The organism is Aeromonas piscicola (assembly GCF_000820005.1).
In the GTDB taxonomy this organism is placed as follows: domain Bacteria; phylum Pseudomonadota; class Gammaproteobacteria; order Enterobacterales; family Aeromonadaceae; genus Aeromonas; species Aeromonas piscicola.
The window spans coordinates 55,259-75,082 of record NZ_CDBL01000067.1; the positions used below are offsets into that span (position 1 = coordinate 55,259).

At 59.6% G+C, this 19,824-nt stretch carries 17 protein-coding genes and 3 tRNA genes; 17 read left to right on the forward strand and 3 right to left on the reverse strand.

Annotated features, from left to right (window positions below; translation table 11 throughout):
• The first annotated feature begins 89 nt into the window (after positions 1-89).
• Together BN1128_RS16620 and BN1128_RS16625 are read left to right on the forward strand one after the other, a co-directional pair.
• Positions 90-1,031 (forward strand): hypothetical protein, encoded by a 942-nt coding sequence (locus tag BN1128_RS16620; protein ID WP_042870776.1) that lies wholly within the window; start codon positions 90-92, stop codon positions 1,029-1,031.
• Positions 1,032-1,190: 159 nt separating this feature from the next.
• Positions 1,191-2,381 carry an amino acid aminotransferase gene (locus BN1128_RS16625; RefSeq protein WP_042870778.1) on the forward strand — a complete coding sequence of 397 codons (1,191 nt, stop codon included), beginning with the start codon at positions 1,191-1,193 and terminating at the stop codon, positions 2,379-2,381.
• A gap of 109 nt (positions 2,382-2,490) precedes the next feature.
• Here the strand turns inward: BN1128_RS16625 and BN1128_RS16630 are convergent, their stop codons facing one another.
• From BN1128_RS16630 to BN1128_RS16640, 3 genes are all read right to left on the reverse strand, one after another.
• Positions 2,491-3,990: a helicase HerA-like domain-containing protein gene (locus BN1128_RS16630; protein WP_042870781.1), complete on the reverse strand. Its 1,500-nt coding sequence runs from the start codon at positions 3,988-3,990 to the stop codon at positions 2,491-2,493.
• Between the two features lie 129 nt (positions 3,991-4,119).
• Positions 4,120-4,614 carry a DUF2062 domain-containing protein gene (locus BN1128_RS16635; RefSeq protein ID WP_042870784.1) on the reverse strand — a complete coding sequence of 165 codons (495 nt, stop codon included), beginning with the start codon at positions 4,612-4,614 and terminating at the stop codon, positions 4,120-4,122.
• On the reverse strand, positions 4,608-5,126 hold the full coding sequence (locus BN1128_RS16640) for a DUF2062 domain-containing protein (protein ID WP_042870785.1): 519 nt from the start codon (positions 5,124-5,126) through the stop codon (positions 4,608-4,610). Before BN1128_RS16640 ends, BN1128_RS16635 begins: the two co-directional genes overlap by 7 nt.
• A 27-nt stretch (positions 5,127-5,153) precedes the next feature.
• Here BN1128_RS16640 and BN1128_RS16645 point away from each other — a divergent pair, with 27 nt between their 5' ends.
• The 15 genes from BN1128_RS16645 (at position 5,154) to BN1128_RS16710 (ending at position 19,592) form a co-directional block, all read left to right on the forward strand.
• Positions 5,154-7,421 (forward strand): DNA internalization-related competence protein ComEC/Rec2, encoded by a 2,268-nt coding sequence (locus BN1128_RS16645; RefSeq protein WP_082030451.1) that lies wholly within the window; start codon positions 5,154-5,156, stop codon positions 7,419-7,421.
• Positions 7,422-7,612: 191 nt separating this feature from the next.
• A complete protein-coding gene (msbA, locus tag BN1128_RS16650; RefSeq protein WP_042870787.1) occupies positions 7,613-9,382 on the forward strand; it encodes a lipid A ABC transporter ATP-binding protein/permease MsbA in 1,770 nt (589 codons plus the stop codon).
• Complete coding sequence (gene lpxK / locus BN1128_RS16655) at positions 9,382-10,377, forward strand: tetraacyldisaccharide 4'-kinase (RefSeq protein WP_042870789.1); 996 nt, start codon at positions 9,382-9,384, stop codon at positions 10,375-10,377. The genes msbA and lpxK overlap by 1 nt, the downstream gene beginning before the upstream one ends.
• A 167-nt stretch (positions 10,378-10,544) precedes the next feature.
• On the forward strand, positions 10,545-10,733 hold the full coding sequence (locus BN1128_RS16660; protein WP_042036532.1) for a Trm112 family protein: 189 nt from the start codon (positions 10,545-10,547) through the stop codon (positions 10,731-10,733).
• The gene (kdsB, locus tag BN1128_RS16665; RefSeq protein WP_042870791.1) at positions 10,730-11,509 is read left to right on the forward strand and encodes a 3-deoxy-manno-octulosonate cytidylyltransferase; all 780 of its coding nucleotides are present in this window, start codon (positions 10,730-10,732) and stop codon (positions 11,507-11,509) included. Before BN1128_RS16660 ends, kdsB begins: the two co-directional genes overlap by 4 nt.
• Positions 11,510-11,721: 212 nt before the next feature.
• Positions 11,722-12,366 (forward strand): UvrY/SirA/GacA family response regulator transcription factor, encoded by a 645-nt coding sequence (gene uvrY / locus BN1128_RS16670; RefSeq protein ID WP_011706579.1) that lies wholly within the window; start codon positions 11,722-11,724, stop codon positions 12,364-12,366.
• Between the two features lie 129 nt (positions 12,367-12,495).
• Positions 12,496-14,349 carry an excinuclease ABC subunit UvrC gene (gene uvrC / locus BN1128_RS16675; protein ID WP_042870793.1) on the forward strand — a complete coding sequence of 618 codons (1,854 nt, stop codon included), beginning with the start codon at positions 12,496-12,498 and terminating at the stop codon, positions 14,347-14,349.
• Positions 14,350-14,676: 327 nt separating this feature from the next.
• On the forward strand, positions 14,677-15,231 hold the full coding sequence (pgsA, locus tag BN1128_RS16680; protein ID WP_042036538.1) for a CDP-diacylglycerol--glycerol-3-phosphate 3-phosphatidyltransferase: 555 nt from the start codon (positions 14,677-14,679) through the stop codon (positions 15,229-15,231).
• A 183-nt stretch (positions 15,232-15,414) separates the two neighbouring features.
• Positions 15,415-15,490, forward strand: a tRNA-Gly gene (locus BN1128_RS16685).
• A gap of 35 nt (positions 15,491-15,525) precedes the next feature.
• Positions 15,526-15,599, forward strand: a tRNA-Cys gene (locus tag BN1128_RS16690).
• 41 nt (positions 15,600-15,640) lie between these two features.
• Positions 15,641-15,727, forward strand: a tRNA-Leu gene (locus tag BN1128_RS16695).
• Between the two features lie 262 nt (positions 15,728-15,989).
• Positions 15,990-17,198, forward strand: coding sequence for a tyrosine-type recombinase/integrase (locus tag BN1128_RS16700; protein ID WP_042870796.1), 1,209 nt, complete (start codon positions 15,990-15,992; stop codon positions 17,196-17,198).
• 96 nt (positions 17,199-17,294) lie between these two features.
• Positions 17,295-18,266, forward strand: coding sequence for a hypothetical protein (locus tag BN1128_RS25545; protein WP_156140436.1), 972 nt, complete (start codon positions 17,295-17,297; stop codon positions 18,264-18,266).
• Positions 18,267-18,375: 109 nt separating this feature from the next.
• Complete coding sequence (locus tag BN1128_RS24830; protein ID WP_227534454.1) at positions 18,376-18,585, forward strand: helix-turn-helix transcriptional regulator; 210 nt, start codon at positions 18,376-18,378, stop codon at positions 18,583-18,585.
• Positions 18,586-18,725: 140 nt separating this feature from the next.
• The gene (locus BN1128_RS16710; RefSeq protein WP_042870799.1) at positions 18,726-19,592 is read left to right on the forward strand and encodes an antA/AntB antirepressor family protein; all 867 of its coding nucleotides are present in this window, start codon (positions 18,726-18,728) and stop codon (positions 19,590-19,592) included.
• The last annotated feature ends 232 nt before the right edge of the window (positions 19,593-19,824 follow it).

Sequence of the window (19,824 nt, forward strand, 5' to 3'; positions counted from 1 at the left end):
GTCTCTTTTTTATCCTTGGCTCTTCGTCAGTGAATCGCTAGATTATTCAACTCGTTGAAGGATGTTCGACAAACAGGGAAGGATGACGCTTGATTGACTTCAGTCACCCGCAATGGCGGGAACTGGCCCGCCAGCTACTGGATCACTCCCCCCTGGTGATCCGGGCTCGCCAGTATCTGCCGCTGGTGGGTCTGCTCAAGGACAACCAGTTGCTGCTCGCCCTTGGCAATCACAGCTATGAGCTGACCCCGGCCGGCCGGCGCTATCTGACCCGCGAGCTGATGCTGGCCGAGATAGCAACGGCCCCGCCGGCGCCGGAAGAGTGGCTGCAGGCCCATGGCTGGCAGCTTGGTGAGCGGGTCAACGAGCGGGTACTGGCGGCGCTCTATCGCAAACCGGAGGCAACCTTCAGCCCCAACGAGCAGATCGATTTCGAGGACAAGGGCATTCGACTCTGCACCGATCAGCTGCTGCGCTTGCGTGCGCCACAACCCTTCAGCCTGTTTTTCAGCGGTGGCACCCTGCTCGATGCGGCCCCCTGGTTGCAGGCGCTGGGGGAGCTGGCCTTGCCTGAGCGTACCCTGGCCGGGCTTGGCAAGATCCTGTGGGGAGAGGGGAATATCGAGCGGGTGATCACCACCGACAGCGTCGGTGCCTTTGCCGAGCTGGCGCTCTGTGCCGGCTCCCTGCTGGTATGGGCGCCCACGACGGCGCAAGTCGCCTTGCAACAGGTCGTGGCCGCCCTGCCGCCCAATGTACAGTGGAGCCACCTCACCTCACTCGATCCCGCCGGTGTGGATCGGACACTGGCGCTGGCCCAGCGGCTGGGCCGTCCGGCCAGCTGGTGGCTGCCAACCGCCTTCTCCCCCATAGTGTCGGCCTATGCCCAGCCGTTGGGTGATGGCCGCCCCTGGGAACCGAGCCGGATCCCCAAGTCATTGTTAGCAGTTTGTAGCGGTTTGGTTGAGTCCAATGGTGGCTTGTCCGCCGAGGTGTGCGCGCTGGCGCCAGAGTGGCATGCGGTCGGTTGATATTGCCGCAGATGTCGTTGAGAAAGCGGTTTTCCCCCATTGAGCACGATGATATAAAGAGTTGACGAAGCGCTCGCCAAATGGGCGCGTTCGTGTGTCACAGACGGTTTGCCGACACGCTTTGCCACCCAACGAACTCAACGGAATACAGGGAATACCATGTTTGAAAAGGTTGTTGCCGCCCCAGCGGATCCGATCCTGGGCCTGACCGAAGCCTTCCGCGCTGACTCTCGCAGCCACAAGATCAATCTGGGGGTCGGGATCTACAAGGATGAGACCGGTGCCACCCCTATCCTTCACTGCGTCAAGAAAGCCGAGCAGAAGCTGCTCACCGACGAGAAGACCAAGAACTATCTCGGTATTGAAGGCAATATCGAATACGGCCGCATAGTGCAGCAACTGCTGTTCGGGCAGGACTCCGCCTTGATCACCAGCGGCCGTGCCAAGACAGCCCAGGCGCCGGGCGGTACCGGTGCCCTGCGCATCGCCGCCGAGTTCGTGGTGCGCAACGGGCTGGCCAAGACCATCTGGATCTCCGATCCCACCTGGGCCAACCACGTCAGCGTGTTCCAGGCCGCGGGCCTGACCGTCAAGTGGTACAAGTACTACGACGCCGCCACCAAGGGGCTCGACTTTGCCGCCATGCAGGCGTCGCTCAGTGACGTACAGGCTGGTGAGCTGGTGCTGCTGCACGGCTGCTGCCACAACCCGACCGGTATCGACCCCAGCGCTGAGCAGTGGCGCGCCCTGGCCAAACAGAGTGCCGCCACTGGCTGGCTGCCGCTGTTTGACTTTGCCTATCAGGGTTTTGCCCGTGGTATCGAAGAGGATGCCGAGGGCCTTCGCATCTTCGCCGAGTGCCACGACGAGCTGCTGGTGGCGAGCTCTTTCTCCAAAAACTTCGGCCTCTACAACGAGCGGGTCGGTGCTTTTACCTTGGTGAGCGCTACCAAGGCAATCGCCGACGTGGCCTTCACCCAGGTCAAGACCGTCATCCGTGCCAACTACTCCAACCCGCCGTCACACGGCGCTGCCGTGGTGACCACCATCGTCAGTGACCCGGCCCTCTATGCCGAGTGGGTTGAAGAAGTGGCGGCCATGCGGGTGCGCATTCGCGAGATGCGCGAGCTGCTGGTGGAGAAGCTGGCTGCCCTCGGTGTGAGCCAGGATTTCAGCTTCATCCGCGAGCAGAACGGCATGTTCTCCTTCTCCGGTCTCTCCAAGGATCAGGTGGAGCGCCTCAAGAGCGAGTTTGCCATCTACATCGTCGGTTCAGGCCGGATCAGCGTGGCCGGGATCACCCGTACCAACATAGATCCCCTGTGTGACGCCATCGCCAAGGTATTGTGATGCTCCAGCCGTGATGGCTGAGTGTTTGCGTAGGTGATGTTGCCAGAGCAGTAAAAAGCCCGCCGGGGAGACCCGGCGGGCTTTTTTGTATCCCTGTATTACGGCTGCGTCAACGGCGTCGCTTGTTGCCGCCCAGCAGGGAGCCGAGTACGCCGCGTACCAGCTGGCGCCCCACCTCGTTGCCAATGGTACGAGCCACGCTCTTGGCGGCGGTCTGCACTATCCCATCGTGCTGGCCACCGCGCGGGCCTGTACGGCCAAACAAGATGCCATTGAGAGTATCGAGCAGACCACCTTCGGCGTAGGTCTTGGCTTCGCCAGCCGGTGTGGCGGCAGCCTTGCCATCATTGAGTCGCTCGAAGGCCGATTCGCGATCCTCGCGGGTCTCGTATCTGCCGTAGAGCAGGGATCCCCGGATCAGTGCCAGCCGCTCGGCCTCGCTCAAGGGCCCGATACGGCTGGCGGGTGGTGCTATGAAGGCGCGCTCCACCACGTTCGGGCGTCCCTTCTCATCGAGCAGTGACACCAGGGCCTCGCCCACCCCGAGCTCGGTAATGACGCCGGCCGCATCGAAGGCCGGGTTGGCGCGCAATGTATTGGCGGCGATCCGTACCGCCTTCTGATCGCTCGGGGTGAAGGCGCGCAGCGCGTGTTGTACCCGGTTGCCGAGCTGCCCCAGCACGCTGTCGGGAATATCGGCCGGGCTCTGGGTCACGAAATAGACACCGACCCCTTTCGAGCGGATGAGGCGCACCACCAGTTCAATTTTTTCCAGCAGCGCCCTGGGTGCATCGTTGAACAACAGATGGGCCTCGTCGAAGAAGAACACCAGCACAGGCTTGTCCGGGTCGCCTACCTCGGGCAGTTGCTCGAACAGCTCCGACAACAGCCAGAGCAGGAAGCAGGCATAGAGCCGGCTGGACTGGGTCAGTTTGCTCGCCGCCAGCACATTGATGTGGCCGTGACCGGCTTCGTCAGTCTGCAACAGATCCTGGATATCCAGCATGGGCTCGCCGAAGAAGTGATCGCCCCCCGCGCTCTCCAGGGTGAGCAGGTTGCGCAGGATGGCGCCGATAGAGGCGGTCGACACATTGCCATAGCGGGTGGTCAGGGATTTGGCGTTCTCCCCGGCAAATTGCACCATGGCGCGCAGATCTTTCAGATCGAGCAGCAGGCCCTCCTCGTCCGCCACCCTGAACACCAGCTCCAGCACCCCGCTCTGGGTATCGTTGAGGCCGAGCAATCGGGCCAGCAGCAAGGGACCCATATCGGAGACAGTTGCTCGCACCGGGTGCCCATGCTCGGCGAACAGATCCCAGAAGAGGGTCGGGCTGGCGGTAAAGGTGGGGGCTGGTATGGCGAGCTGGGCCAGACGGGCGTCCAGCTTGCTGGATGGGGTGCCGGCGGCACCCAGTCCACTCAAATCCCCCTTCACATCCGCCAGAAAGACCGGCACCCCGAGGCGGGAGAAGCCCTCTGCCAGCACCTGCAGGGTGACGGTTTTGCCCGTGCCGGTGGCGCCCGTAATGAGGCCGTGGCGATTGGCCATGGCGGGCAGCAGGGAGAGGGGTTGGCCATTGGCATAGGCCAGCGTCAGCGGTTCTGTCATGGTGCGCTCCTTGTCCTGGCAGGTGGCATGCAGCAGATATCTACAAGGAGTGTGGCGGCAGAGCCAAATGATGGCAAGAGAGGGGGAAATCACCTTGCCAGAACAAGGGCTGTTCTGACAAGGTGCCGATCAGCGTGCGCGTGCCAGCTTGGCCAGTTGCAACAGCAGCAGGGTGAGGGCGGCGCCGCTGGCGGCGGTCAGCACCGCCAGCAAGAGGCTGCCGAGCAGGAAGGGCGGCACCAGGGTGGCTGCCTCGTGTTCCAGCCAGTGCAGGGACCAGGTGAGATGAAACGGCTCCGGCGTCTTGTGCAGCACCAGACAGCCGGTTCGGTAGGCATAGAGATACATGAAGGGGAGCGTCACCGGGTTGTTGAACCAGACCGCCAGCAGGGCCAGCGGCAGGTTGAGGCTAAACGCCAGCGCCAGAGCGACGGCGATCAGCGAATGCATGGGGACCGGGATCCAGCAGGCAAAGAGGCCGGCTGCCACGGCGCCACTCAGGGCTCGCGTCCCTCCCTGCCAGAGTGCGGGTGCCAGCAGGCGTTCACCAAACAGGGCAAACCACTTCTGTTGGCGCAAGGTGTCTGGATCTATCTTGAAACGGGTAAACCAGCGGCTCAGCATGCCCGGGCCTCCTTGCGCTTTTGCCATTGGCGTACCGTGCTGATACGCCAGAAGGTGCGGATCAGGGCATAGCCGATCAGCGAGCTCAGCAGGGCGAGCACCAGGGAGCCCAGCAGCAGGGGAGGGGCCACCGTCTCGAATACCGACACCAGCCAGGCCCAGCTGAACTCGATGTCGATGTGCTGGGAAGGTTGCCCCAGCAGCTGGCAGCCGGTCAGGTAGGCGCCGTAAAACAGGGGCGGCATGGTAAAGGGGTTGGAGAGCCAGACCAGGGCGACCGAGAGGGGCAGATTGACCCGACAGGCGATGGCGCCACCGGCCGCCAGCAGCATCTGGCATGGGAGGGGGATCCAGGCCATGAAGAGGCCGACCGCGAATGCGCCGGCGGCGGATCGCCGGTTGAGATGCCACAAATTGGCATCGAGCAACAGCTTGCCAAACAGCCGCAAGTGCTTGTGTTCCTTGAGTCTCTCTTGATCAGGCATCCAGCGTTTTATGAGTCGTTTGGGCATATTGAAACCTTGCTAAATACTTGCACCATGGATCTGCGCTTGTTGTCGTTTGCCCTGGGGGCAAGCTCCTCGCTACTCTGGCCATGGTTACCTTCATGGGAATGGGGGGGCCTGATGCTGCTGATCGCGCTCCCCCTCGCCTGTTATCGCTGCTGGCGTCTGCTGTTTCTGTTGCTCGGCATCCTCTGGATGCAGGCCAGTCTGCAGTACCGGCTCGCCTGGCTGGATAAGCTGGAGGCGCAGGCGAGCCACATCATAACCGCACGCTTGCAAAGTGCAGAGCCTGAGGGCGATAAATTTGTCCGGCTGCTGCTGCGGGTGGCGTCCCTCGATGGCCAGGCGCTGATCCCGGAGCCGCTGGTGCGGATCAATGCCTACCAGACCCTGCCAGCTCTGCCGGCGGGCAGCCAGGTGACGCTGGTGGTCTCTCTCAAACCGGCCCATGGGCTGGCCAACGAGGCGGGCATGGATGGACGGCGCCTGTTATTGGGCAAGGGCATCACAGCCACCGGCAATCTGCGCCGCATCATGAATACGCAGGCCGCCGTGCCGGGCTGGCGGGATCGCTGGCTGGCTGAGGCCGCCGCCAGCTGGCAGGGGCTGACCCATGCTCCCCTGTTGTCGGCACTCACCTTTGGCGAACAGAGCGGCATCACGGATGAGCAGTGGACGCTGTTTCGCGGCAGCGGACTGACCCATATCATCGCCATCTCGGGTCAGCACATAGCGCTGGTGGCCGTGCTGGGCTGGTGGCTCGGGCGGCTGTTCGGGCTGCGCGGGGCCATACTGGTCGCCCTGTTGTTTGCCGCCGTCTACAGCTGGTTGGCAGGTTTTGCGGTGGCCACGGAGCGGGCGCTCATCATGGTGCTGGTGTGGAGCCTGCTGCGCTGGCGCCGGCGCGAGTGGCCCAGTTATCGCATCTGGCTGTGGGCCTTTGTGGTACTGGTGTTGTGGGATCCCTTCGCCCTCTACTCAGCCGGTTTCTGGCTCTCATTTCTGGCGGTGGCCCTGCTGCTGGCGGCGGGTTATCTGGAGGCCAAACCCGGTCTGATGCGGCTGCAGGGCTTGCTGCTGCTCGGCTTGCTGCCGCTGCAACTGGCGTTGTTCGAGGGGATAGCGCCACTGGCGCTGCTGCTCAATCTGCTGGCGTTGCCGCTGTTTTGCATCGGGATCATTCCGCTGGCGCTGATCGGCGTCCTGCTTGCGCCGCTCTGGGGGTGGCTGGCCCACGGCTTGTTCTGGCTGGCGGATCTGGGGTTGCAATGGGTGTTGTGGGGGCTGGCGCAGCTGGCCAGCCAGTGGCAGCTCTGGTGGCCCGTGCCGGGCTGGGTGGTGCCGGTAAGCGCCGTGCTGACCCTGCTCTGGTGCGCCTGGCTTGTGCCGGGGGCTCGCCCGCTATTTATTCCCGCGGTTGCGGCCCTCGCACTTGCCGCCTGGCCCACGCCAACCCGCTGGCAAATGCGGGTGCTGGATGTGGGACAGGGCTTGTCTGTGCTTATCACCCGAGGGGAGCGTGGCATCCTCTACGACACAGGGGATCGTTATCCCGGCGGCTACAACATGGCGGACGCCGTCATCCTGCCACTGCTCAACCGGCTCGATGTGCAGGTGCTGGATTATCTCGTCATCAGCCACAAGGACAGGGATCATGCTGGCAACCGCCGGGCCATATTGCGGGCGCTGCCGGTGCGTCATGAGCTCTCCTCGTTCGAGTTTGGCAAGCTTACCACCCTGTGCCGGCGTGGCCAGCGCTGGCGCTGGCAGGGGCTCGACTTTGCCGTGCTCTGGCCCGAGCAGCCAGGGCGCGGCCACAACAACGACGGCTGCGTGCTGCAGATTAGCGACGGCAACCGGCGCATCCTGCTCAGTGCGGACATAGAGCAGGAGACGGAACGCCGCCTGCTGGCGTTGGATCGGGGCGAGCTGGCCAGCACCCTGCTGGTGAGCCCTCATCATGGCAGTCGCACCTCGTCCACCCCGGCTTTCGTCGCGGCCGTGAATGCCCGTTATGTAGTGCACAGCGCGGGATTTATTAATCAGTGGGGCTTTCCTCGTCCCGAGGTGGTGGCCCGGTATCGGCAGGCCAGTCAGTGGGTCACCGGGCTGGATGGCGCCATCCTGATTGAACCCCAGGCTGACGGGTTCGGCATCCGTGCCGAGCGCGACCATGGCCCCTGGTATCGCCGGGGCGGCGCCTGGTGGCGTCCCGCGGGCTGGCCCAGCTTACCTTCTGCCATTTCCCGCCAGGATCCGCTGTGGCGAGGGGCCGCCGGCCCGGAGCCGGCCAGGAAATAATCCATCATCTCCTTCTGTCGAGTGCCGGGTTTTGGCTATCAAGATGGTGCTGCCTAGTGGATGCGCAGGCGTTGGCCAGGGTATTAATTCGTCATTTCCGGTGCGGACTCTGGCTATCAAGATGGCGGCGCTTGGTGGATGCGCAAGCTTTGGCTAGAATACCCCGTCATTTCCCTTATTAACGGCTATTCATGCAACAAGAAACCTCACAAGACAGCTGGCCCGTCTTCAAGCGTCTGCTCGGTTATGTCCGGGATCGCAAGCTGGGTCTGGTCGGCGGCATCATAGGGATGCTGGGCTATGCCGCCGTGGATACCACCTTCGTCTACTCCATCAAGCCACTGATCGATCAGGGCCTCAATGGTAATGACAGCGGCGTGCTGAAATGGATGCCTTTCTTCGTACTCGGCATCGTTGCCCTGCGTGGCTGCGCCACCTTCCTCTCCAACTATTGCATGGCCTGGGTCGGCAACCATGTGGTGATGCGGCTGCAACAGCAGGTGTTCAGCCACCTGATGGCCATGCCCATGAGCTTCTTCGACCGCCAGAACACCGGCAACCTGCTGGCCAAGGTGACCTATGACGCAGGTCAGGTCTCCTCTGCCGCCAGCTCCACTCTGGTCTCGCTGGTACGGGAAGGGGCGACCGTGGTCGGTCTGCTCGGCCTGATGTTCTGGCACTCCTGGCAGTTGTCGGTGATCTTCCTGGTGGTGGGCCCTGTGGTGGGCATACTGATTGGCCTCATCAGCCGTCGTTTTCGCAAGATCAGCCGCCACATCCAGCAGGCGGTGGGCGACATCACCACCTCGACCGAGCAGATGCTCAAGGGTCATAAAGAGGTGCTGATGTTCGGTGGCCAGCAGGTCGAAGAGAAACGCTTCTTCCGCGTCAGCAACCACATGCGTCAGCAGACCATGAAGATGGTCGCCGCCGATGCCATCGGCAGCCCCATAGTGCAGATGGTGGCCTCGGTCGCGCTGGCCGTGTTCCTCTACGTGGCGACCATAGACTCGGTCAAAGCGACCCTGACCGCCGGTACCTTCACCGTCATGGTCACCTCTATGATGATGCTGCTCAAGCCGCTCAAAAGCCTGACCGACGTGAATAACCAGTTCCAGCGCGGCATCACCGCCTGTCAGAGCCTGTTCGGTCTGCTCGATTCCACCCCGGAAGAGGACGCAGGTACCCGCACTCTGGATCGTGCCCGTGGCGAGATCGAGTTTCGCAACGTCACCTTCACCTACCCGACCAAGGACACCCCTGCGCTGCACAACGTCAGCTTCAAGGTGGAAGCGGGCAAATCCGTGGCCCTGGTGGGGCGCTCCGGCTCCGGCAAGAGCACCATCGCCAGCCTGCTGACCCGTTTCTACGACGTGGAGCAGGGCGAGATCCTGCTGGATGGCGTCAATATTCGCGAGTACCGCCTGAGCGAGCTGCGCAAGCAGTACGCCCTGGTTTCCCAGCACGTGCACCTGTTCAACGACACGGTCGCCAGCAACATCGCCTATGCGGCGGAAGAGAAATACAGCCGGGAAGAGATCCAGCAGGCGGCCCGCATTGCCCATGCCGACGAGTTCGTCAGCAAGATGACTCAGGGGTACGATACCGTGGTCGGCGAGAACGGGGCCTCACTGTCCGGCGGTCAGCGTCAGCGTATCGCCATCGCCCGCGCCCTGCTGCGCGATGCCCCCGTGTTGCTGCTGGATGAGGCGACCTCGGCGCTCGATACCGAGTCCGAGCGTCACATCCAGGCTGCCATCGACGAACTGTGCAAGGCGCGCACCTCGCTGGTGATCGCCCACCGCCTCTCCACCATAGAGAAGGCGGACGAGATCCTGGTGATCGACGAGGGTCATATCGTCGAACGCGGCAACCATGAAGCCTTGATGGCCAATCAGGGCACCTATGCCCAGCTGCGCGCCATCCAGTTCGGCAACGTTGCAGCGGGTCACAAGGGCTAATGCTGCAGCAGCTCTGGTATGGGCAGAGCCGCTGGCGCTGGTGGCTGGCGCCCTTTGCCCTGCTGTTTGCCATCATCAGCGGCGCCCGTCGCTTCGCCTATCGGCGTGGCTGGTTCAGGGCCTATCGGGCCAGCCTGCCGGTGATAGTGGTGGGCAATATCTCGGTGGGTGGCAACGGCAAGACCCCGGTCGTGGTCTGGCTGGTGGAACAGCTGCAAGCCCGCGGGTTCAGGCCCGGGGTGGTGAGCCGTGGCTATGGCGGCAAGGCGCCCCATTATCCCTATCGACTCGATGCCAATAGCAGCACGGCGCAGGCAGGTGACGAGCCCGTGCTCATCGCCCGTCGCTGCGGCTGCCCCGTGGTGGTCGCCCCCAAACGGGCCGATGCGGTGCGGCTGTTGGAGCAAGGTGGCGAGGTGGACATCATCATCACAGACGACGGTCTGCAGCACTATGGGTTGGCCCGCGACATCGAGCTGGTGGTAGTGGATGGAGTACGCCGTTTTGGCAACGCCTGCCTGCTGCCCATGGGACCGCTGCGCGAGCCCGTGACCCGGCTCAAGCGGGTGGATGCCATCATCTGCAACGGCGGCACGCCAGCCCGAGGGGAGTACCCCATGGCGCTGGTGGCCGATGCGCCGCGCCGGGTGCGCGATGACGTGCCCGCCGGCGAGCCCTTGCCCCGTGCCGTGGATGCCCTGGCCGGCATAGGCCATCCCCCCCGTTTCTTCGCCACCCTGACCAGCCTCGGTTATGAGCTTCAGCAGAGCGTCGGTTATGCGGATCATCAGGCGTTTGAGCGGGATGAACTGCTCGCCCGCTTCGGCGAGCGGCCGTTGCTGATGACCGAAAAAGACGCGGTCAAGTGTCGGGGGTTTGCGCCGGATAACTGGTGGTATCTGCCGGTCAGTGCCGAGTTGCCTGCCTCCTTGCTCGACAGCCTGTTGCAGAAATTGCATCCGGCAAAGGCACCCGCTGCCGGCTCTGAACACTGAAGGGTGGCATGCCGGCTGGTCCGGCATCCTGGCCCGCTCGATAAAGTGAAAGGAGCCGCGATTTGGCTCCGGGTTTTAGAATATCAATGGCTCGACATCATGGCGTGCCCGGCATCCTGGCCCGCTCGAGATAGTCGCTTGCTCGACATCGTTGAAGGAGTTTCGTTTTGGCACTGGATATCAAATTGCTCGACATCATCGCCTGCCCGGTTTGCAAGGGGAAGCTGCACTACAACAAGGCCGTACACGAGCTGGTCTGCCGTTTCGACAAGCTGGCCTATCCGCTGGAGGAGGGGATCCCTGTACTGCTGGAAAACCGTGCCCGTCATCTCAATAGCGACGAGATGCCGTCATGAGTTTCGTGGTGATCATTCCTGCCCGCTACGCCTCCAGCCGCTTGCCGGGCAAGCCGCTGGCGGACATCCATGGCAAGCCCATGGTGCAGCACGTGGTGGAAAAGGCCCTGCAATCCGGCGCGGATCGGGTGATCGTCGCCACCGATGACGAGCGGGTACGCAGCGCGCTGGCTTCCTGTGCCGCACTTGCCGGTTTTGAGGTGTGCATGACCTCGCAGGATCACCAGTCCGGCACCGAGCGTCTGGCGGAAGTGTGCCGTCACTACGGCTTTGCCAGCGATACCATCATCGTCAATGTGCAGGGGGATGAGCCGCTCATTCCGCCCGCCATCATACGTCAGGTGGCCGACAATCTGGCCGCGGCGACGGCGCCCATGGCTACCCTCTCTGTGCCCATTGTGGATGCGGAAGAGGCGTTCAATCCCAACGCGGTCAAGGTCGTGACCGACAAGGATGGCTACGCCCTCTACTTCAGTCGCGCTTGCATTCCCTGGGACAGGGATCGCTTTGCTGCCAGTGATCTCGCTGCAGGGCGCCACGAGCAGATTGGCGATCACTACCAGCGCCACATCGGCATCTACGCCTATCGCGCTGGTTTCATCCAGCGTTACGTGGACTGGGCGCCGAGCGCGCTGGAGCAGGTCGAGGCGCTGGAGCAGCTGCGGGTGCTCTGGTACGGGGAGAAGATCCACGTGGCCCAGGCGCTGCAAGCGCCGCCGGTCGGGGTGGATACTCAGGCCGATCTGGACAAGGTGCGTGCGCTGCTGGCGAACTGATGCCAGCACCACCGATATGACGCTGAACGGTGCCTGCAGGCGCCGTTTTTTGTGTTGAATCCTTGCATAATTATTTGATTGCAAACGTCATTTATGAGCACTTTCAAACTTTTCCCGCCCATGGTTTGCCAAACCAGCGAGTTTGGTTATGATGCAAGACGCCGTGTTAACCCTAACTGGCATATAACGAGATAAAAAAACGGGGTGTTTGGGTGATTAATGTATTCCTGGTCGATGATCATGAGTTGGTGCGTACAGGGATAAGACGCATTTTGGAAGATGTCCGCGGGATCAAGGTGGTGGGCGAGGCGCAGAGCGGGGAAACCGCAGTCACTTTCTGTCGTCAGCACCATCCAGACGTGATCCTGATGGACATGAACATGCCGGGCATCGGCGGCCTGGAGGCGACCCGCAAGATACTGCGGATCCGGCCCGATGTACGCATCATAGTGCTGACCATTCATTCAGAAAATCCGTTCCCCACCAAGGTGATGCAGGCGGGCGCAGCCGGTTATCTCACCAAGGGCGCCGCCCCGGACGAGATGATCCACGCCATTCGCCTGGTGCACTCGGGCCAGCGTTACATCTCCCCCGAGATCGCCCAGCAGATGGCGCTCAGCCAGTTTGCGTCGGCGGATGAAAATCCCTTCAAGTCCCTCTCCGAGCGCGAGCTGCAGATCATGATGATGATCACCAAGGGGCAGAAGGTGACCGACATCTCCGAGCAGTTGAACCTGAGCCCGAAGACAGTCAACAGCTACCGTTACCGCCTGTTCAGCAAGCTCAACATCAACGGCGATGTGGAGCTGACCCATCTGGCCATTCGCTATGGCATGCTGGACGCCGACACCCTGTAAGCGGGTGGCGTGGAGTCAAAAAGGCGGCAGGTGCCGCCTTTTTGCATTTCGCCGGCCTGGCGCAGTATGCTCTCCCCGTTGATGCTGACTTCTATCGTTTTCGCCCCTTTGTGTTGAGCCGAGTAGCCGATGACCCTTTCTCCCGAGCCCCTTTTTGACAGCAAGGCCTTTCTGAGCGCCGTGACTCACCAGAGCGGCGTCTACCGTATGTACGACAGCGGCGGCACAGTCATCTATGTGGGCAAGGCCAAGGATCTGAAAAAGCGGCTCGCCTCCTATTTTCGTACCAAGGTCGACAGCATCAAGACCCGTACCCTGGTGCGCCAGATCGCCGATATTCAGGTTATGGTGACCCATACGGAGACAGAGGCGCTGATCCTCGAGCACAATCTCATCAAGCAGTACCAGCCGCGCTATAACGTGCTGCTGCGGGACGACAAATCCTACCCCTGGATCATCATCACAGGGCACCGGCATCCCCGCATCGGCGTCCATCGCGGCGCACGCAAGGTGAAGGGGGAGTACTTCGGCCCTTACCCCTCCGGCGGCGCCGTGCGCGAGAGCCTGCATCTGATGCAGAAGATCTTCCCGGTGCGCCAGTGTGAGGATGCCGTCTATGCCAACCGTACCCGTCCCTGCTTGCTCTATCAGCTCAAACGCTGCGCCGGCCCGTGCGTGGCGGGGCTGGTGAGCGAGGCGGAATATGCCCAGCAGGTGGAGCTGGCCAAGCTGTTTCTGGCGGGCAAAAACCAGCAGGTGATAGGCGAGCTGGTGGGCAAGATGGAGTCCGCCAGCGGCGATCTGCGCTTCGAGGATGCGGCCCGCTACCGGGATCAGATCCAGGCCCTGCGCCGGGTGACCGAGCAGCAGTCGGTGAGTGGCAACGTGCTCGATGAACTGGATGTGGTGGGGGTGGCATTCGAGCAAGGCGCGGCCTGCATCCATGTGCTCTTCATTCGTCAGGGCAAGGTGCTCGGTTCGCGCAGCTACTTCCCCAAGGTGCCGAGCGATACGCCGCTGGAGGAGGTGGTGCAATCCTTCCTGCTGCAGTTCTATCTGTCGGGGCAGGGGGGCAGGCAGATCCCGAGCGAGGTGCTGCTGGATGTGGCCCTCGAGGACGAGAGCGTGATTGCCGAGACCCTGAGCCAGACCGCAGGTTACAAGGTGCGGGTGGTGAGCCGTACCCGCGCCGAGCGGGCCCGCTTCATCAAGCTCGCCTCCATCAATGCACAGACGGCGCTGCGCTCGCGCCTCGCTCACAAGAGCACTACCACGGCCCGCTTCAGTCAGCTGGAGGAGCTGCTGGAGCTGGAGCAGCCCATCGCCCGCATGGAGTGTTACGACATCTCCCACACCATGGGGGAGCGCACAGTGGCGTCCTGCGTGGTGTTCAACCGGGAGGGGCCGCTCTCCTCGGAATACCGCCGTTTCAATATCGACGGCATTACGGGGGGGGATGACTACGCCGCCATGGAGCAGGTGCTGGAGCGGCGCTTTGGCAAGCTGCAGGAGCCGGACAAGGTGCCGGATGTGTTGTTTATCGACGGCGGCCTGGGTCAGCTGCGCCGCGCTGAGGAGATCCTGGCCCGTCAGTTGGAGTTCCTTGGCGGCAAATACCCGCTGCTGGTGGGCATCGCCAAGGGGGTAACCCGCAAGGCGGGGCTGGAGACCCTGATCATGGGGGAGAGCCACGAAGAACTGCACTTGCCGGCAGATATGCCAGCTTTGCACCTTATTCAGCATATTCGTGACGAATCTCACCGTTTTGCCATCACGGGCCACCGGGCCCGCCGCGCCAAGGCCCGCACCACCAGTACCCTGGAGGACATTCCGGGGGTGGGGCCCAAGCGGCGTCAGGCCCTGCTTAAGTACTTGGGCGGGCTGCAGGAGGTGAAAAAAGCCGGGGTGGATGAACTGGCCAAGGTGCCCGGCATCAGCCAGGAGCTGGCCCAGTCCATCCACGATGCGTTGCACTCGCTTTGAGCCAGCAGGGTACTGGGCATCAGCCAGACGCTGGTCTGCCCCACGCCATTCACGATGCCCTGCACTCGCTTTAAGCCGTGGGCTGGGCTCATTGCGCTCGGCATTCAACCCAGTCCATCAACGATGTGTTGCATTCGCTCTGAATCGTGGCCGCAATCCTGCCTCGGGGTACACAAGAGCCGTGACGCAGGGGGCCCGTAAATGCCATAATGGCCCGCATCCTGAGGTTGTTGATGGATTAATGGACCAAGGCGGGCGCCTGTCCGGTTGCATCCGTGATCGGCTTGGGGCTACCATGTAGCGGCATACAAGAAGTGGCTGAAAATAATGACAAATATTCCTAACCTGCTGACGTTTTTTCGGATCTTGCTCATCCCCGTCTTCGTCATCCTGTTCTATGTACCCTATCAGTGGTCCTATCTGGCGGCTGCGCTTGTCTTCATTCTGGCGGCTGCGACCGACTGGTTTGATGGCTACCTCGCCCGCAAGCTGAACCAGTCCACCGCCTTCGGCGCCTTCCTCGATCCGGTCGCCGACAAGATCATGGTGGCGGCGGCGCTGGTGGTCATAGTCGAACACTACAACACCATCTGGGTCACCATCCCCGCCATGACCATGATTGGCCGCGAGATCATCATCTCCGCCCTGCGTGAATGGATGGCCGAGCTCGGTAAACGCTCCTCGGTGGCGGTCAGCTGGATTGGCAAGTGGAAGACCATGATCCAGATGGTGTCACTCACCGGCCTTATCTGGCAGTACGACATCTGGATGGTATGGCTCGCCTACGTGCTGCTCTATGTGGCGACCGTGCTCACCTTCTGGTCCATGTTCCAGTACATGAAGGCGGCCTGGGGCGATCTGACCTACCACTCCCGCTTCTAGTGCCTGCCCTGGCATAAAGCATCGTTTACCCACCGTTGGGGCAGGGAAACGATCATGAGTGGTAAAAGTGCAGGAAAAGGGTAAAAAACACCCGAACGATCAGGGTATTAAACATTTTTGGTTGACTGGGCGAGGAACATCGCTAGAATGCGTCCTCGTAGTCAGGCAGTCAGCCAGACCAATGCGGGAATAGCTCAGTTGGTAGAGCACGACCTTGCCAAGGTCGGGGTCGCGAGTTCGAGTCTCGTTTCCCGCTCCAAATTCAGACAATAGAGAGCCAACTCTCTTTTGCATGGCGCGTTAGCAAAGCGGTTATGCAGCGGATTGCAAATCCGTTTAGTCCGGTTCGACTCCGGAACGTGCCTCCATATTGACAAGCCCGCCGCGCGGACTTGATACCGATTGCGGTGCCCGAGTGGTGAAATCGGTAGACACAAGGGATTTAAAATCCCTCGACGTTCGCGTCGTGCCGGTTCGATTCCGGCCTCGGGCACCATTAATGAATATCACATCGTATCACCTCATATCTGAAACCCGCATAGCGTAAGGCTTTGCGGGTTTTTTGTTATGTCTTGTCGTATCATATCGAGTCATAGCATACCCCCAGCTTTGGGGGTACATCTGGGGGTATCGGTTCTGATAGGGGAGAAAAGTACCCCCAATCGTGCCTAACCCACGCCATCTTTGGGCTGCGGTGTGGTGAGAGATACCCCCAGTGTGTGCAAGTACCCCCACGCAAACACGGGAGATACCCCCATATGCCGCTATCTGATATCACCGCCCGGCAGGCTAAGTTCAACGGCAAGCAGCAGAAGCTATCCGATGAGAAAGGCTTGTTCTTGTTGGTCAACCAGTCTGGCAAGTATTGGCGGCTCAAGTATCGCCACGGTGGCAAAGAGAAGACGCTCGCCTTGGGTGTCTATCCCGAGGTGTCACTGAAAGAGGCAAGGGTGAAACGAGATGATGCTCGTCGGCAACTTGCTGAAGGGGTGGATCCGGGCCTCGTCAAAAAGCAGAGCAAGATCGCCAACAAGCTGGCCAGCGAGAACAACTTTGAGGCACTGGCGCGAGAGTGGCACCGAAGCCAGCTCGCTCGCTGGACGCCTGTTCATGCTGCCAGGGTGCTCAAGTCGCTTGAGGTGGATGTTTTCCCCGATCTTGGGGTTGTGCCCGTTGCCGAGCTGACCGCGCCCATGATGTTGGATGCTTTGCGCAAGGTCGAGAAGCGCGGGGTTACTGAAACAGCAGGGCGGATCCTGCAACGGATCGGCTCTGTCATGCGTTATGCCATCCAGACTGGACGAGCCAGCTACAACCCGGCTCAAGACCTGAGGGGGGCGCTCAGGGCCACCAAGCAGGAGCACAGACCCGCTTTGCCCCGTTCTGAGCTGCCAGAATTCTTCCGACGTTTGGAAGCCGAGCCACTTAACCCGGCGACTCGTCTTGCCCTCCATCTGCTGATGTTGACCATGACCCGCCCTGGTGAAGTGCGCTTTGCACGTTGGGATGAGTTCGATATGGAACGCGCAGAATGGCGGATCCCTGCTGCACGGATGAAGATGCGAACCGAGCACCTTGTCCCCCTTTCTCGCCAGGCGTTGGCCGTGCTCGATGAACTGCACCAGCTGACAGGCCATTGTGAGTTGCTGTTCCCGAGCGAGCGTAAACTGACCAATCCCATGAGTGAGAACACCTTGAGCTATGCAATGGGGCGGATGGGTTATAAAGGGATCGCTACACCGCACGGATTCAGGGCATTAGCCTCTACCACCTTGAACGAGGAAGGCTTTGATCCGGACGTGATAGAGCGCCAGCTTGCCCACGCCGAACGCAACAAGGTGCGGGCAGCCTATCACCGGGCTGAGTATCTGGACGACCGGCGCAAGCTGTTGCAGTGGCTGGCCGATTTCTATGACTCGCAACGGGGTAGCAATGTGCTACCAGTGAATTTCAACCGAGTGGGTTAACGACTTTGCTGAGCCTATCTCGACAGAGAGAAAAGTTGGGAACCTTGCCCACTTGGCTCGGCAATTTATTCAAGGCAAGTGTATAGAGGCAACACGATGGCCAACGAAAAAAGGATTCCACTGGAATACTGTACCCCTGCACGAGCAGCAAGATTGCTAGGGTGCGAGCTCGAAGATATTTACCATTGGTATGAAATCGGCGCCATAAATATATATATAAAACTTGATGAAGATGGTGAAAAGCCTTGCGGCGGAAGTGGATTTGAGTGTAAGCAAATATATTTTGAAGGGGGAGTGCCTGGCACTATCTGTTATCAAGGCGACTTTGGCACCACAGATACTGAAGATACCAATATTTGGTATGATACTTTATATAAACATGGTACAAATGTTATCTTCCTTATTAGTGAGAAAGATGAATATCAAGATGATAGCGATACTAATATTGATTATGTTCAGGCTGACTATACCAAGATATGGATTAAACTAGATAAATTTGCTCCACCAATAAATAGATCTGATGATACCTTAGAAGGAAAACTCGCTACGTGTGAAAGTTCAATGATTTTGGATTATATCACCTATAGAGTTTGGCTTTCTGGTTTACATGAGGTTTCCATTCATTTTTCTTATCTAAGGGAGGGGTTTAGAGTCGGGTTTGAAAATATAGAAAAAATAGAATCAATTGATATGCAAGTAAATATAGGGTCTGATTGCATTAGTATAATGGGCGCCGATATTGAACACGCAGTGTCCCTTTTTAGAGTTCGCTATGATGACTTATCAAGGTTGAGGGATGGGATTGCCTCAGGGAATTCACTGAGCAAACAACCTCGCAAACTGTTAACCCATCCTATAGACCCATCAGACACATCACCACGTGTTACTGCGAACCAGAGTAAAGCTATTGTTGATTTGCTGAAGGCTCTTGGCTATACCTCAGCCGATCTTCAGGGCAGTACAGAAGCGTTACAGCAAAAAATAGCCCGTAACGGCCATAGCAAACAGCTGAGCAGCGTAACCCCTAAAACGTTGAGAGCTTGGCTAGACAGAGCAGAAGCCCGTTAAGATAGTTATTCAATAACTTCCGGTACTTTTCAATAACTCCCCCTCCGATAGGAACCAACATGGTTTGATTACTCCCGCAACGACAAGACACGTAAAGGAGCAACAAACCATGTCATTGAAATCAGAATTTGCATTGCCGAAAGAGGGGTTTGTCCGGGTGGACACCCTTGCCAAGGTATTAGGAATTGCTGTGGTTACAGTCTGGCGCTGGTCAGCAAAAGGTACATTCCCAAAACCAGTAAAATTGTCAGAAAGAGTAACCGCTTGGCGGGCCGAAGAGGTTCGGAGTTGGATGAATGCCCAGGGTAAGGCTGCTTAATATCCGGGTGTTAGCCAAAAGAAAGGGCCGCCCGTAGCAGGAGCAGCCCAAACCAATCATTCACCAATTACCGCTGATCAATAATATCAGTATTCTGATTACTAAGCCAGTCAGCGGAACCGCGTAAGGTTTTTATTGCCATGAATAACAAACAACAGGGGCATATAGCTCAGGGCGAAGCTTTGCCAAAAAACAACTCCACTCATACGCTCTATTCTCATGATATTATGATCGCCATGGCTGAATTGTTGCCACTGCATGAAAATATGGTTGGTAGTGAGCGCGTCCAGACCATTAATGCTCGTGAGCTGCACGCCTTCTTGAAATCTGGGCAAGAATATTCCAATTGGATGAAAGCCCGTATTGCCGAATATGATTTTATTGAAGGGGCAGACTTCGCCAGATTCGATGAAGTCATTTTGAGCGCGATAAATTTATCAGATACAAATGAGGCACGGCTTTATCAGAGAAATAGCGCCAAAGCGCGGGATCGGAGAGTCAAGGGTTACGCCCTTACTTTGGACATGGCCAAGGAGTTGGCCATGGTCGAGCGAAACACCGAGGGCCGCCGTGCGCGCCGCTACTTTATTGACTGCGAACGGCGGCTAGCCGAGGTTGCCCCGCAACAGCAAGTGTCGGCACAAGCCCATTGGCAAGCTGAACGGGAAGCCAGCAAGGACTACCACGGGCTAATGTGTCGCGCTCTGCAGCAACACCGTACCAGGCTGGGTAAGGAGACTGCTGGTCACCATTACAGCAATGAGCTGGGCATGATCAATCGGCTGGTTCTTGGGATGGATGGCAAAGCATGGCTGGCCCAACACGGTCTGAAAGGCGAGGTACGGAAACACCTGAGCGCATATCAACTGGCGTTGGTCGCCTTTCTTGAGCGCAGTAATGCCACCTTCCTGGACGCAGACATGCCTTTCGCTGAACGCAAGATGAGGCTAACAGCCATGCTGGCTACCCGGATTGAACGTGAGGGCGGCGAAAATGATATTGCATGACACGATCCGACACGGTACGATCTTATCTGTTGGGGCTACTAACCCTAACAGTACTACTTCCACGAGCGGTTACCCGCAACCGACAATTAGCGGTTTTTTTGTGCCTGCCATTTGGGCTACTACCCCAGGCTGTCGCACAGATGAACTTCACATTCACGCCGATCACGGCGGGAGTGTATCCGCTTTTGCGGTATGGTTGAGAGGCCCCAATAAGCCCGCAAGGGTGAATAAG

Bases quoted from the DNA above. Each gene is read 5' to 3' on its own strand.
- BN1128_RS16625 (WP_042870778.1), top strand. From the start codon at position 1,191: ATGTTTGAAAAGGTTGTTGCCGCCCCAGCGGATCCGATCCTGGGCCTG.
- BN1128_RS16630 (WP_042870781.1), bottom strand. From the start codon at position 3,990: ATGACAGAACCGCTGACGCTGGCCTATGCCAATGGCCAACCCCTCTCC.
- BN1128_RS16635 (WP_042870784.1), bottom strand. From the start codon at position 4,614: ATGCTGAGCCGCTGGTTTACCCGTTTCAAGATAGATCCAGACACCTTG.
- BN1128_RS16640 (WP_042870785.1), bottom strand. From the start codon at position 5,126: ATGCCCAAACGACTCATAAAACGCTGGATGCCTGATCAAGAGAGACTC.
- BN1128_RS16645 (WP_082030451.1), top strand. From the start codon at position 5,154: ATGGATCTGCGCTTGTTGTCGTTTGCCCTGGGGGCAAGCTCCTCGCTA.
- msbA (WP_042870787.1), top strand. From the start codon at position 7,613: ATGCAACAAGAAACCTCACAAGACAGCTGGCCCGTCTTCAAGCGTCTG.
- lpxK (WP_042870789.1), top strand. From the start codon at position 9,382: ATGCTGCAGCAGCTCTGGTATGGGCAGAGCCGCTGGCGCTGGTGGCTG.
- kdsB (WP_042870791.1), top strand. From the start codon at position 10,730: ATGAGTTTCGTGGTGATCATTCCTGCCCGCTACGCCTCCAGCCGCTTG.
- uvrC (WP_042870793.1), top strand. From the start codon at position 12,496: ATGACCCTTTCTCCCGAGCCCCTTTTTGACAGCAAGGCCTTTCTGAGC.
- pgsA (WP_042036538.1), top strand. From the start codon at position 14,677: ATGACAAATATTCCTAACCTGCTGACGTTTTTTCGGATCTTGCTCATC.
- BN1128_RS16700 (WP_042870796.1), top strand. From the start codon at position 15,990: ATGCCGCTATCTGATATCACCGCCCGGCAGGCTAAGTTCAACGGCAAG.
- BN1128_RS25545 (WP_156140436.1), top strand. From the start codon at position 17,295: ATGGCCAACGAAAAAAGGATTCCACTGGAATACTGTACCCCTGCACGA.
- BN1128_RS24830 (WP_227534454.1), top strand. From the start codon at position 18,376: ATGTCATTGAAATCAGAATTTGCATTGCCGAAAGAGGGGTTTGTCCGG.
- BN1128_RS16710 (WP_042870799.1), top strand. From the start codon at position 18,726: ATGAATAACAAACAACAGGGGCATATAGCTCAGGGCGAAGCTTTGCCA.